This is a genomic window from Nocardia sp. NPDC041819, assembly GCF_055590505.1.
Map to the genome: position 1 here is coordinate 264546 of NZ_JBVJAP010000003.1, position 13258 is coordinate 277803.

12 protein-coding genes are annotated in these 13258 nt (G+C 70.2%); 7 read left to right on the forward strand and 5 right to left on the reverse strand.

Translation table 11 applies throughout. The annotated features are described in order from the left end of the window. The first annotated feature begins 10 nt into the window (after window positions 1-10). The gene (locus tag ACZ6DL_RS12865; protein WP_063053221.1) at window positions 11-412 is read left to right on the forward strand and encodes a YccF domain-containing protein; all 402 of its coding nucleotides are present in this window, start codon (window positions 11-13) and stop codon (window positions 410-412) included. A 165-nt stretch (window positions 413-577) separates the two neighbouring features. Further along, a complete protein-coding gene (locus tag ACZ6DL_RS12870; RefSeq protein WP_157172645.1) occupies window positions 578-817 on the forward strand; it encodes a hypothetical protein in 240 nt (79 codons plus the stop codon). Window positions 818-858: 41 nt separating this feature from the next. On the opposite strand, the gene ACZ6DL_RS12875 is transcribed toward ACZ6DL_RS12870, so the two are convergent. Then, a complete protein-coding gene (locus tag ACZ6DL_RS12875; RefSeq protein WP_466050796.1) occupies window positions 859-1296 on the reverse strand; it encodes a MarR family winged helix-turn-helix transcriptional regulator in 438 nt (145 codons plus the stop codon). A 115-nt stretch (window positions 1297-1411) separates the two neighbouring features. Between ACZ6DL_RS12875 and ACZ6DL_RS12880 the strand changes: the two genes are divergently transcribed. Continuing rightward, complete coding sequence (locus ACZ6DL_RS12880) at window positions 1412-1651, forward strand: DUF2530 domain-containing protein (protein WP_159843316.1); 240 nt, start codon at window positions 1412-1414, stop codon at window positions 1649-1651. Between the two features lie 9 nt (window positions 1652-1660). Here ACZ6DL_RS12880 and ACZ6DL_RS12885 read toward each other — a convergent pair whose 3' ends face one another. Next, entirely contained in the window at window positions 1661-3721 is a 2061-nt protein-coding gene (locus ACZ6DL_RS12885; RefSeq protein WP_466050798.1) for a neutral/alkaline ceramidase, read from the reverse strand. 126 nt (window positions 3722-3847) lie between these two features. On the opposite strand from ACZ6DL_RS12885, the gene ACZ6DL_RS12890 reads away from it, so the two are divergent. Then, window positions 3848-4465: a TetR/AcrR family transcriptional regulator gene (locus tag ACZ6DL_RS12890; protein ID WP_210749991.1), complete on the forward strand. Its 618-nt coding sequence runs from the start codon at window positions 3848-3850 to the stop codon at window positions 4463-4465. A gap of 8 nt (window positions 4466-4473) precedes the next feature. On the opposite strand, the gene ACZ6DL_RS12895 is transcribed toward ACZ6DL_RS12890, so the two are convergent. Further along, on the reverse strand, window positions 4474-7602 hold the full coding sequence (locus ACZ6DL_RS12895) for a sacsin N-terminal ATP-binding-like domain-containing protein (RefSeq protein WP_466050800.1): 3129 nt from the start codon (window positions 7600-7602) through the stop codon (window positions 4474-4476). A gap of 44 nt (window positions 7603-7646) precedes the next feature. Beyond that, window positions 7647-9449 carry a DUF3027 domain-containing protein gene (locus ACZ6DL_RS12900; RefSeq protein WP_466050802.1) on the reverse strand — a complete coding sequence of 601 codons (1803 nt, stop codon included), beginning with the start codon at window positions 9447-9449 and terminating at the stop codon, window positions 7647-7649. A gap of 17 nt (window positions 9450-9466) precedes the next feature. Here ACZ6DL_RS12900 and ACZ6DL_RS12905 point away from each other — a divergent pair, with 17 nt between their 5' ends. The 3 genes from ACZ6DL_RS12905 to ACZ6DL_RS12915 all read left to right on the forward strand — a co-directional run bounded on the left by ACZ6DL_RS12905 (window position 9467) and on the right by ACZ6DL_RS12915 (window position 12825). Then, on the forward strand, window positions 9467-10240 hold the full coding sequence (locus ACZ6DL_RS12905) for a glutaminyl-peptide cyclotransferase (protein WP_466050804.1): 774 nt from the start codon (window positions 9467-9469) through the stop codon (window positions 10238-10240). Window positions 10241-10333: 93 nt separating this feature from the next. Further along, on the forward strand, window positions 10334-12247 hold the full coding sequence (locus ACZ6DL_RS12910; protein WP_466050806.1) for an MFS transporter: 1914 nt from the start codon (window positions 10334-10336) through the stop codon (window positions 12245-12247). After that, complete coding sequence (locus ACZ6DL_RS12915) at window positions 12244-12825, forward strand: DUF2771 domain-containing protein (protein ID WP_062968519.1); 582 nt, start codon at window positions 12244-12246, stop codon at window positions 12823-12825. The genes ACZ6DL_RS12910 and ACZ6DL_RS12915 overlap by 4 nt, the downstream gene beginning before the upstream one ends. A 123-nt stretch (window positions 12826-12948) precedes the next feature. Here ACZ6DL_RS12915 and ACZ6DL_RS12920 read toward each other — a convergent pair whose 3' ends face one another. Beyond that, the gene (locus ACZ6DL_RS12920; protein ID WP_466050808.1) at window positions 12949-13251 is read right to left on the reverse strand and encodes a hypothetical protein; all 303 of its coding nucleotides are present in this window, start codon (window positions 13249-13251) and stop codon (window positions 12949-12951) included. Window positions 13252-13258 lie beyond the last annotated feature (7 nt).

Below are 13258 nucleotides of genomic sequence, written 5' to 3' on the forward strand. Positions count from 1 at the left end.
TGCTGGTCTCATGAAGCCGATTCAGCTGGTTCTCAACATCCTGTGGCTGGTCTTCGCCGGGTTCTGGCTGGCGCTGGGCTACATCGTGGCGGGCATCATCTGCTTCATCCTGATCATCACGATTCCCTTCGGCATCGCGTCGTTCCGGATCGCCGCCTACGTGCTGTGGCCGTTCGGGCGGACCACCGTGGAGAAACCGGGTGCGGGCGCTGGCTCACTGATCGGCAACATCATCTGGTTCATCGTCGCGGGCTGGTGGCTGGCGCTGGGCCACCTGCTCACCAGCATCCCGCTGTTCGTCTCGATCATCGGTATCCCGTTCGGCTGGGCCAACCTGAAGTTCATCCCGATTTCGCTGTTCCCGCTGGGCCGGGAGATCGTGGACAGCGACCGTCCGTTCGGGGAGCGATAGCCGCGCTCATCACCCTGTCACTCCGCGACAGTTGTGTGATCTGCATCACAGACTGTTAACGAAATCACATCTCCGTGCGAATGTTAGCTAGAAGGTAACTGATCTTTTCCAGTGCCCATCGCGCCCCGAGCGGGCGCCGAGCCGACCGCACAGGAGGGCTCCACCATGACCGACCGCACCGCCCGCAGGCCCGACTCGGAGACCGCGCCGCTCGCGCCGATCGCGGTGACCCTGGGGCTGCTGCTGCTCATCGGCGCGGGCGCCCGGCTCACCCATCTGCCCCGATGGGCCGACGACTACGGCGTCCTGGTCTATCCGGCCTTCGTCCTCTGCCTGACCATCGCGGGCAGCCTGCTGTGGTGGGGCGGCGGGATCATTCTCCGGCTCGTCCGCACGAACCGTTGACCCGAGCCGCCATCGGCGGCGAGTCGATGAATTCCGTTGCGCTACTCGGACTCCGCGACGATCTGCTTCATGATCGCCACCGCCCGGGTCAGCACGACGAGCTGCTCCCCGGTGAGCGTCGACAGCTGCTCGGTCATCCACGCCTCACGTGCGCTGGCTTCATCGGCGATGAGCGCGCGGCCCGCCTGGGACAGCGAGACGATGATCTGACGGCCATCGGTGGGATGCGGGTTGCGTTCCACCAGATCGAGGTCGGTGAGCGAGGCGATCACGCGGGTCATCGAGGGGGGCTGCACGCGTTCCTTCGCGGCGAGCGCGCCCGGCGTCATCGCTCCCTCGCGCGCGAGGGTGGCGAGCGCGGAGAGTTGCGTCAGCGAGATCTGCGAGTCGGCACGACGGCCGCGCAGGTGTCGCGTCAGTCGAACGACCGCCAGCGAGAGCTCACCAGCAAGGGCTCTGACATCCGATGGCGTTGTCACAGTGGCAAACGATACGGGACCGCGTGCGGCCGGTCGCGGCTTCCGGCCACTGGCGGACCACTCGTCGCCGCGCGGTCGGCGGAGTTCCTCCGACCGGGCCGATTAGGCTGAGCTCGTGACGCAGAAAGTCCCGCAACTCCCACCGCGCCTCACCGATCCGCGCCCCGTGCTCGCGGTCGGCAGCGCGTTGTGGCTGATCGCCACCGTGGTGGTGTGGGCGGGCGGCGACCGGTGGGCCTCGGCCCGGCCGGTCTGCCTGATGGGACTGGTGGTCGGACTGATCGCGCTCGTCATCTATCTGGTCCAGCGGCGCGGCGCGCGGCGCGGGGACAAAGGCGCGCAGACCGGTTTGTAGCCGATCGGGTTACGATCGGCCGAGCTCGAATTCATCGGTCGTGCCGGTGATCGGATAGAGCGCGCCACCGGGATCGAGACGGGTCGCGTAGTGCTGGAAGCGATGACGTCCGGGCTCGGCATCGAGGGGGATGTCCCAGGTGAATCGGGCTATCGACTCGGCGAGACCGCGCTTGCTCCAGTGGTATCTCACTGCCCACTCGCCCTCGTTGGCCACTCGTACCCATTCGCCGGCCGCATTCCTGCGCTGCACTTCCAGGAACGTCCCGTTGCGGCGGTTGTCGTGCTTCGGGTGCGCGGAGACGAATTCGGCCACCACTCGGTCGCCGGGGCCGTAGGACGGATGCGGTTGCACCAGTACGTCTCCGAAACCGCGCCCCGGCACGGCGGCGTCCGGACCGGCGCCCGGCTGGAAGTTCGGTTGCAGATGGGACACATCGCGCGGCGCCGGGCCGCGCGGCACCGGAGTGCGGGCGGCGAATGCCGTGGCCAGCCGGGTGAACTCCTGCTGATAGGCGCACAGGGTGTAGCGGCCGAACAGCGTCGAGGCGCCCTCGTACTGCTGGGAGTCGTATTCCTCGGGCGTCGTGACGTATTCGTGGTAGGCGTTCGCGTATCCCTGCATGAGCACCTGCTCCAGCGGGACGTTCAGCGCCGCGGCGACGGCGCGGCGAATACGCAACCCCGACGTGATGGTGAATTCGCCTCCCGCGGCGGCCAAATAGAGTTCACCGATGCGAACGAGCTGGATCGGCAGCACATTCGGCACCCAGGCCACCGGAGGCAGCAGGCCGAGCGGCACCGCGATCGCTTTCGGTGCCTGCGCGTCCGCCAGCCAGGCCGGCGCGGGCCGAGCGGGGTCGCCGAGCGCCTCGAGAAACGGATTGCGCACACCCTCCGGAATCGGGCCACCGGGCAGGCCCGGACCGTCCTCGACGCTGCCCGCGATCAGCGAGACACCCGCCGCGGCCGGTGCGGTGCGCCGCGGCAAGCCGTCCGGTGTGAAACGGCCGTCCACGGCGATGTCCGCCAGATCGATGTAGCAGAGCATCCCGTCGACCGGGCCGGAGATCTGCCGCGCCCGCGCCGCCGCGTCTTTCGACGCCGCGTACTGCCGCTCGCCCAGGATGCGAGTGTTCTCGAATTCGTCCTCGGTCGGCCCGGAGCCTTGGCGCAGATTCAGGTTCGGGGACATGTCACCGGCGTTGGTCTGCGCGAAGGCGGCGACGAACGCGGGCTCGCCGTCCAGGTAGCGCACACCGTGCTCGATGTGCTCGGCGGAGAAGGAGGCGTAGCCCTTGTTGTCCGAGCTGATCAGCCGGTTCGCGTTGGTCATCGACGTGTTGTGGGTGGCGAACCAGGTGATCGCACCCGCCATCCGCCCGCCCTTGCGCAGGACGAGAGTGGTCACGGCAGGGTCGATGGCGTCCGGGAAATGTTGTTTGTCGGCAGGCGGATTGAGCTCCCAAGCCACCCGCGAGCGGTTCACGCTCGCGTTGCGCAGTTCGGCACGGCCGAGCGCGAGCGAGCCGGGGCCGAGATCGGCGTGCGCGGCGGCGATCGCCTCGACGATCCCGTTCACCTCCGCGTCGTACACCTGCTGCTGGAAGCCGAGGATGGACAGGTTGTAGGCGTAGTCGTTGCTGGAGCCGCCGCACGTCGCGTGCGAATGCGTCGAGGTGAGCAGGACGTTCTGCTCGGTGTACAGATCGCCGAAGCGCCGGGCCAATTCGGCGAGCACGCCGCGGTGCACGGACTGGAAGATCATCCCGTTCTCGGCGACCACGAAGACGATTCGCCGCCCCGCGCTGCCGATGACGAACGCCCGCGCCCGGGGGCGCAGGTGGATGCCCGCGGTCTGCTGTTCGAGCTGGGAGTAGCCCATCATCCCGCATTCGGCGGCCGGGCCGGTGATGTCGGAGAGTCCGATGCCGATCTCGTAACCGCCGGATTCCGGCGCTGCGGCCGCCGGAACGGCGAGCGCGTCGGTCATCCCGGGCACCGTCGCGGCCGCGAGCGTGGCCGAACCGATCGCGGTCCGGGCCAGAACAGTTCTACGCGATACCGGCATACCCGTCTCCCTTCTGTCCCGATGCAGCGAACCACACAACTGGTCACTCGTCCAGTCAAAATTTTTCCGGCCCGTGAATTGACTGCGCGGGCGCTGGGCGCTTAACTCCCTTGGGTGTCCTCCCGATTGAGCGTCGAAGAACGACGGGCCCACCTTATCGAGGCCGCGATCGGCCTTGCCGAGAAAAAGGGCGTTGCGGGCGTGACCACCCGCGATGTCGCTCAGGCGGCCGGTGTCTCGCTCGGTGTGGTGCATTACTGTTTCGAAAACAAGGACGCGCTGATGACCGAGCTGGTCAAAGCGTTGTCGATGGAATTACGCGATTCTGTCGACGCAAACGAAACGGTATGGCAGGACGTCGGAAGTGGAAAAGAAGCCCTTCAAAAATTGATCCGCGCGGGACTGGAACTCATGTGGCTCAACATTGAGGCCACTCCGGAACGGCAGCTGCTCACTTACGAAACAACCACTTACGCGTTGCGCGAAGGCGAGCAAACCCCGGCGAAACTCGCGATCGCGCGCGAACAGTACAACTTCAACGACTCCACGGTCGCCGACATTCTCGAGCACGCGCGCGACGCGACCGGCACGCGCTGGTCGGTCCCGGTGCAGACGCTGAGCCGGTTCACGCTCAACGTCATCGACGGCGTGGTACTGCGCTGGCTGGTGGACAACGACAGCGAGAGCGTGCGCGCACAGCTCGATCTGCTGAGCGAGATGCTCACCGAGAACGCGGCCCAGTAGCCGCCCGCTCAGCCGTGCAGATGCGGCGCGCGGACGTGTACGGCCGAGCCGGTCTGCCACCAGGGCACCGCGACCGTGGCCTCGATCGCGCCGCTCAGCCGCACCGTCAATTCATGGTGCACGACCAGCTCACCCGCTTGCGGGGGCAAAGCGAACAGCTGCCGCAGCACGACGCCCAGCGGCTCCGCCGCCCAACTCGTGCGGCGGCCGGTATCGGCCACCTCGGCGGTAACGGCCTCGGACACCAGCGGCAGGTCGAGCAGAGCCGCCAGGGCCGAGGCGGTTTCGGTGTCCCCCGCCACCAATCGGTCCGGCGGTACCGCCAAACCGAACCATGCGCGATCGAGGACGAACGCGTCCGCGGGATCGACCACGGCACCGGTGAGCGCGCGCACCCGATCGGGTGGTCGCAGGTCGGTGAGATCGAGCAAGCCCGCGGCGACGGCAGCCGCAAGACGGGCGTGGGTGCGCGAAACCACCTCCGGCGACGGCGTTCTCGATGGGTCCGCGAGCGCCTCCAACAGAGCGGCGGCCAGCTCGTCGGTGACCGTCCCCGGGTCGGCGAGGATCGCGCGGCAAGCGTCCGGATCGACGCCTGCGACGGCGAATGCCGGTAACAGCCCGTCGAACTCGGTGTCGGCGGGATGACGGAACAGTCCCAGCGGGGTGCTGTCGATCCGCGCGTATCTGCGCAGCCACCACGCGGTGTAGCCGTCGGCGTCGGTCAGCAGGCGACGGGTGCGGGGCGCGGCGGCCAACTGCCGCAACGCTTCCGGCCAGGCGGCGTCGTCGACCAGGTCGAGGTCGCGGACGGCGACCAGCTCCGGCGGATCGTCCGGCAGCGTGGACCACCAGTGTTCCTCGTCGTCCAGATCGTGGTCCGGACCGGTCGGATCGGCCTCGGTGATCACACCGAAATCCCAGCCGACGCCGAGGGCGCGCAACGCGTCCGCGCCGTAGCGCTCGACCAGCTCCGGGTCCACCGTGCCGAACGGCGCGTCGGGCACGAGCAGATCGCGCAGCGGCGCGCCCGGCAGCAGCAGTTCGTCGGCCGGTCGCGATTCGCCCTCGGTGTCGGGCAGTTCGAGCAGCCCCAGCCAGGACGGCAGTGCCTCCGGAGCCGCGTGGGCGGCCAGACGCAGGATGGCATCGGCGGTGTCGGGGTCGTCCGGGTGATCCTCCAACTCGGCCCGCAAGCCCGGGTCGGTCAGGAGATCCTCGGCGGTGGCCGACCGTGCGCCCAGCCGAGCCAGCAGGGGATGCGCGGCCTCGGGATGCGCCAGCCTGGCCCAGTGCACCGGGATCGCGACCTCGAGCTGATCGTCCAGCACCACGGTGCGCGGTCCGGTGACGAGCCTGCCGTCGGCCAGCGGCACCGCCAGCGCGCCCAGTTCCTCCGCCGCGAGGGGATCCACCACGAACGGCTCCAGTGCGGCGTAGAACTGCCGCCACCAACTCGGCGGCCGCTCCAGGCCCCCGGACAGTTCCGCGATCCGCGCCAACCCGAGCCGGTGCACGTCCAGCGCACCCATGGCCTCGGCGTGCGGCCGCCCGGACAGGTCCGGGATCACCAGCGGACCGGCCACCTCATCGAGCAGGGCGGCCAATTCCGGAGTCAGACCGGTGAAGACGTAGGCGCGAGTGGGGACGGCCACGTCCTGTGGGTGCGGCGCTACGGCGGCCGACGGCGACCCGGCGATGTCGGACGGAATCGGTTCGCCTGATACCGATGTGCTGCTGGGTCCGGCGGTCCGCTCTTCGGCCGTCCGGGTGCTCAGCAGATCCGGCGACTCCATCGCCGCACGCGGACCTTCGCCGGGCGCATCAGCCGCTCCGGCAGTCCGGATATCTCCCGGCTCGGTGCCGAGCAGGTCCGACGAGTCGATCGCCGCATGCGGCCCCCCACCATCGAGCATGCCGCGTGCTTCCGGGTCGGCCGCCGCGGGCGATTGTTCGTGCGGCAGTGCGTCGTCCGCTTCGTGCGAGGCGAGGGTGTTCGATCCGGCGTAGCCCGCGGTGCGGGGCTCGAGGTCGGCGGCGAGCGGCTCGGAGTCGACGAGGCCTTCGGGCGTACGCCGGTGGCTGACGACGACGGGCAGCCAAAGCTGCGTTTGCAATTCGCGCAGGAGCGCTTCGCGCAGCAGAGCATCGGCCTCGCTGCGGGCGAAACCAGGTGTGGGGACGAGCACGAGCCGGTCGCGTGGTGGCAGGGCGCGAGCGAAATCCGCGTAGCCACGGGCCAAATCGGCGAGCCGGGCGCCGGGGAGCAACCTGCGGCGATCCGGCTGCATCGGAATGTCGGCGACGAGCAGCGCGGGCAGCGACAGTTCCTCGTCGGACCTGGTCGGCGCCCGCAGCACATCGGGGGCGGCCGCCACCGGCCTGCCGTCGCGCACCGGCAACAGCCAGCGACCGCGCGGGGTGCGGTACTGCCACCAGGTTCGCTGCTCGCTACCCGGGCCGTCGACGTAGACCTCGTGCATGCCGTCGCCCATGTCCTCGGCACTGCTGACGAATTCGTCCGCGCCGACGCGGATGCGGTGCAGGGCGGGCAGTTCCAGGAGCAGATCGACCGCTTCGGCGCGCATCGCGGCCAGCAGCGCGTCGGCGTCGACGTCCGCGCGCAGCCGCAGCACCACCTCGGTGTCGAGACCCGCCGCCGGTCGCGCCTCGGTCGGCCAGGCCAACCGCAGCACCGGAGGATCGAATTCACCCGCGTCGACAGCGGGTGTCCGGATCTCGTTGTCTTTCAGAGCTTCCCGGGTCTCGGTGCGGGAGAACCGCAGCGATCCGGAGGAAGACCGGAGCTCGATGTCCTCGCTCACCGCGAGCACCGCGGTGAAACCGACGCCGAACCGGCCGACCGAACCGTCGCCGGATTTCCCCGACGCGCGCAGAGCGGTGAGCGCGTGCACACCGGAGACGTCCAGCGGCGCACCGGTATTGCCGATGTACAGGTCACGACCGTCGAGCCGGACGACGACGGCGCCTGCCACGCCCGCCTTGCGCGCGGCGTCGGCGGCGTTCTGTGCCAACTCGGTGAGCAACCGGTCGCGGTAGCCCGAGCGCACCAAGTCGCTCTCGGTGGCCGCGTCCTCCCGCAACCGCGTCGGCGAATCACGCCACGCGGCGAGCACGGCCGCGCGCAGCGCCGAAGTGCCGAACGGATCGGCGGCCTCGCTCAGTTGCGCGGCGATGACTGGGTCTCCGGCCGTGCCTCGGCCTCCGGCGCGTCATCGGTGCTCGCACCGCTGTCGTGCTCGGCGACCGGCGCGTCCGCAGCGCCGGCCCCCGGGCCGCTGGGCCCGTCGGCGGAAACGCTGTCCGAACCACTTTCATCGGCGGCAGCAGCGCTGGCCGCTTCATCGCCGGTGCCGAGAGCCGGGCTGGTGTCGAGGTCGCCCTTCGCCGCGTTCGGCTCGTTCTCAGCGGCGCCCACCGGACCCGCATCAGCGGCCGGCGTGGTGCCGTGAGCGGTCGGCGGCTCGGCGATATCGTCCGCGCCGGGCGTCGCACGCACCGGGGACCGAACGCTCGAATCGGTGGGATTTATGTCGCCGACCGCGCCGGCGCCGACTTCGGCCTCGGTCGCATCGGGGGCCGTCGTCGCCGTCGTGTCGGTGGGCTGGGCGGGGGCCTCGACGGCAGCGCTTCCCTCCGCTACAGCGGTGTTCTTGTCACTCTCGACAGCCGCAGGTCCTTCCGCGACGCCGTGCTCGGCAACAGCGGGGACCTCGGTGGCGTCCTGCGCGGTGGCAGCGTCCTGGGTGACTACGGCGTTCTCGGCAACCCCAGGCGTCTCGCTGATCGCAGCGGCCTCAGCGCCCTCCGTGACCGCAGCGCCCGCAACGTCCTCCGCGACCGCGACGCCCTCGGCGCCTCCCGCGACCGCAGCGCCCTCCGCGACCGCAGCGCCCTCGATGACCGCAGCGGCCCCCGCGACCTCGATTACCGCGGAATCCCCCGCGACAGCAGCGGTCTCGATGTCCGCAGCATCCGGGGAGACTCCCACGTTCTCGACATCCGCCGCGTTCCCGGCCACCGCGCCGCCCTCGGCGACTTCCGCCTCCCCGGCAACCGCGGTATCCCGGACGGGTGCGGCGTCCTCGGCTGTTCCCGAGTCCCTACGGCCCTCGGTGATCTCCGTCGCCTTCTCCGCCTGCTCGGCAACCGCACGGCGCCGCTCGCCGCGCGTGGATGCCGCCTTGGCCGAATCCTGCTGAGCGCGAGAACGTTCCGTCCCGAGCGAGATCAGCTCGATGGCCGCGTCGTCGTACGCCTCGTAGAGCGGGGACCCGCCGCCGGTGGGGATCTCGGTATCCGAGTGCGCGCCGCAGCCGTAGGCCACGTGGACGACCTGCCCGTCGGCGCCCATGACGTTGCCGCAAACACCGAACGCGGCGCGCAGCGCCCCGGCAAGTGGCAGGTAGAAGCCGCAGCTCCCGCAGGTGGCGGGCGCGGCCTTGGCCATCTCCGTGTCGGGACCGTGCTCGGCGTACCAGCGCTCGGCGGCCTCTTCGCGTCCTTCCCTGCTCAGCACCTTGGTGCGGCCGAGACCGATTTCGTAGGCCACTTCGTCGACCACCGGATCGCCGGTCGCGACATAGCCCGGCACCAGGCGCGGGTCGCCAGCGGGCGGGGCGAGCAAGTCGCCCGGCGCGAGGTCCCCGGGGCGGACTCGCTGCTCCCAGGGCACGAACTCGGGCGCGACCAAGGCTTCGGGCCCGGGCAGCAGCGCCGACTCGCTGACCGTCGCGTGGCCCGCGCCGGGCGGCGCGGCCACCACGACCGCCCACTGCCACCCGCGATAGCCGGGCAGCGTGGCCGCGAAACGGTGGGTGGCCGCGCTCTCGTCCTCGGCGATCACGCCGAGATGCGCGCCCACACCCGAGGGCTCCAACTCCAGGAGCGCACGGCGGGCCAAGTCGACGGCATCGGCAAGAATCGGCCGCACGCCGGACTCCGAAACAGAAACTGCGCTCACGGCCTACATTTTGCCGTATGAAGCGCAATCGGCGTGCGTTGGCCATCGGTGTGCTGGTCGGTCTGCTGGTCGCGGGTGGATGCGGCCCCGCCGACGAGTCGACACCCACGATGAACATCGAGGTGCTCGGCACCCGGCCGCACGATCCGAAGGCGTTCACCCAAGGCCTGGAGATCGACGGCGACATCCTCTACGAGGGCACCGGCCTGGCGGGCGCGTCGAGCGTGCGCGCGTCCCGGTTGGCGACCGGCGCGGAACTGGCCAGGACCGAGTTGCCCGCCCCCTACTTCGGCGAGGGCATCACCCTCGCGGGCACGACACTCTGGCAGCTCACCTGGCATGACGGCGTGGCCATCGCCCGGGACCCCGCCACGCTCGCCGAGCGCGGCCGGGTGAGCTACGACGGCGAGGGCTGGGGTCTGTGCGCCGGGGCCGGACGGCTGATCATGAGCGACGGCACCGACCGGCTCACCTTCCGTGATCCGGAAACTTTCGCACCGACCGGCTCGATCGAACTGACCAGCCACAACGGCGCGCGCCTCAACGAACTCGAGTGCGCGGCGGACGGGTCGGTCTATGCCAACGACTGGCCCACCGACACGATTCTGCGCATCGACCCGGACTCCGGCGGGGTGCTCGGGACCGCCGACGCCGCCGGTCTCCTTCCCGCGACCGAGCGGGCCGAAGCCGACGCCCTCAACGGCATCGCCCAACTGCCCGGCACCGACCGGTTCCTGATCACGGGCAAGAACTGGCCGACCATGTTCGAGGTCCGCTTCGCACCCGCCTGAGCGCGTCGGCGCGTCCGCGACGATGGTCACTTTCCGCCGCCGCCTCGGAGCGCGCGTGAACGCCCAGCACGGAAGTACGCCAGAATTGGAGTCGTGACTACTCCCCGCGAACCTTCCGGTCCCGACCGTGATCGGTGGGAAGGCGAGGAGTCCCCCCTGTTCGATCGGCATCCCGGTTTCGACCGGTACCCCCCGCCCGACCCGCCGCGACGGCGCGGGCCGTTGCCGCCGCTGCGGCCCGAACGGGCCTCCGAGCGGCACGACCAGCCGAATCCGCGCCGTGAGGCGCCCCGCCCCGCGCAACCGCCGCGCACCAAACCCCTCCCGCTCGGAAGTGACCCCGAGCAACCGACGGCCGCCGAGCGCGCGCCCCGCCGCGTCTTCCCGCACCGGCCCGAGCCGCATCGTCACGCCGAACCACCGGGCCCGGCCGAACCCGACTACCCCGCGACCGCAGGCCAGGATCCGGTCGAGCCACCCGAAGGCCCGGCTCCCTCCGGGAAGCGACGGATGCCGCGCAAACTCACGGTCACCCGGGTGGCCGCCATGCGCGGCAGGGAACTCACCGAGAAGGGCATCGCGACCTTCCAGCGCGCGGCCAAGGCCGACGGCGCGGACAAGTCGGGTCTGACGGCGCTCACCTACGCGACCATGGCGAACTTCGCCCTGGACGCCGCCATCGCCGTGGCGCTGGCCAACACCTTGTTCTTCGCCAGCGCCACCGCGGAGAGCAAGACGAAGGTCGCGCTGTACCTGCTGATCACGATCGCGCCGTTCGCGGTGATCGCCCCGCTGATCGGGCCGATGCTCGATCGGCTGCAACGCGGTCGCCGCCTGGCGCTGGCAACCTCGTTCGCGGTGCGCACGGTGGTCGCGCTGGTGCTGATCTTCCAGTTCGACAGCTGGGCGCTGTATCCGCTCGCGCTGTGCATGATGATCGGCAGCAAATCGTTCTCCGTGCTCAAGAGCGCGGTGACGCCCCGGGTCCTGCCGCCGGACATCGATCTGGTCCGCACCAACTCCCGTCTCACGGTGTTCGGGCTGGTCGGCGGCACCTTGGGCGCCGGAGCGCTGGCCGGGCTGACCGCCGCGATCGCGGGCTCGAACGGCGCTCTGGTCTTCGCCGCGCTGATCGCCTGCGCGGGAACGTATCTGAGCCTGCGCATCCCGTCCTGGGTCGAAGTCACCGAGGGCGAGGTGCCCGCGACGTTGAGCTACCACGGCGCCGACGCGCACACCGAGGTGCTCTCCTCCGGCAACGAGTCGCCGGTTCCGCCACGCAAACGCAGACAGCCGCTCGGCCGCTCCGTGGTGACCGGGCTCTGGGGCAACGGCGCCATCCGCGTGCTGACCGGGTTCCTCACCTTCTACGTCGCGTTCGTCGCCAAGGCGACCGAGCACCGGCCGGTGCAACAGGCCCTCATGCTCGGCACGGTCGGCGCGGCCGCGGCCATCGGCAATTTCACGGGCAATGCCACGGGCGCCCGGCTCAAACTCGGCAGACCCGCACTGATCGTGCTCGGCTGCACGGCGGCGTGCGCGCTGGTGGCGCTGTTCGCGACGTTCACGAACAATCTGCTCGGCGCGACGGCCGCCGCCCTGGTGGCGTCCGCGACGAGCGCGCTGGCGAAGGTGTCGCTGGACGCCTCCATCCAGGACGATCTGCCGCCGGAGTCGATCGCCTCGGGTTTCGGGCGGTCGGAGACCGTGCTGCAGCTGAGCTGGGTCATCGGCGGCGCGGCCGGGGTGCTGCTGCCGACGGATTACTGGAAGGGCTTCGCGGTGGTCACCGCGATACTCGTGCTCGGCTTGGTGCAGACTTTCCTCAGCTTCCGCGGCCACTCGCTGCTGCCCGGCCTCGGCGGCAACCGTCCCCAGCACGCGGAGCAAGAGGTGCCGTCCCGGCCGCACGGATACCCGGCGAGCGCACCTCGCGCGCAGGGTCCCGCTCCGCGCGGCGGTGACACGACACGCTTTCAACGAGGGCAAGGAGACCCGATCTGGTGAGCAAGCTCAACGCACGCACGATCGCCGCGCTGGTCGCGGCCGCCCTGCTCGTGCTCACCGTCGCCTTCGCGGGCGTTCTGGCGGTGCTGGTCCGCAACGCCGACGAACCCGACGTCACCCTCACCGCATACGCGCATGGCAAGACGGTCACCGTGCGGCCGTTCAGCTACTGCGCGGTGACCATGCGGGACTGCCGCATCCTGCCCGAGGACAACGTGCCCGGCACGGTGTTCACGACGCTGAACTGCGCCCCCGATACGCCGGACTGCCACCGCGGCCGCACCGCCGAGCTGGAAGTGCCCGCCGGTTACCCGTTGCAGCTGTCGCTCCCGAAGAAGGTCGCCGACGCGCCCTGGCTCGCCCAGCTGGTCTATCTCCTGCCCAACGGCGAGAAGGTGGACCAGGTGATCAGCCGCAACGACTACCCCGATCGCGCGCTGGCCCTGACCATCGATTCCAAGCCGGAACCCGATCTGCGCCTCATCGGCGTCGAGTTCCAGCTGCCGATCCTCGCCCGCGACGAAACCGGCCGGGAGTTCTACGTACCACACGCCACCTGGTCGATCAGCACGGCGTAGCGGCGATGCCAGGCGCCGATTTCGACGATCGGCCACGGCCATTGCTCTACCGATGGCGGGTTCGCCCGTGGCGTAGCGCGGTCACCGGCGCGCGCCCCGTTCAAGTGGGCGGACGCAATACCCTCATGTCGGACGCTTCCCCGTGAGCGCGGTGCGCACCAAGCGCGCGACGGCATCGATGCGTTCGGAGGAACCGCTGCCGCCGACTTGCACCACGGTGATGATGACCGCGGCGCAGATGGCCTCCAGCGCGATCGCGGCGGCGCGCGGGTCGAGATCCACGGCGATGTCCCCGGCCTGCTGACCGGCGCGCAGCGATGCCTCGAGCACTTGCCGGATGCGATGCGGCACAACGCCGTCGACCAGCCGGACGAGCAGCCCGGGTTCGTGACCCGCGACGCACGGAACCAGCACTGCCGCACTCACTTCGCAC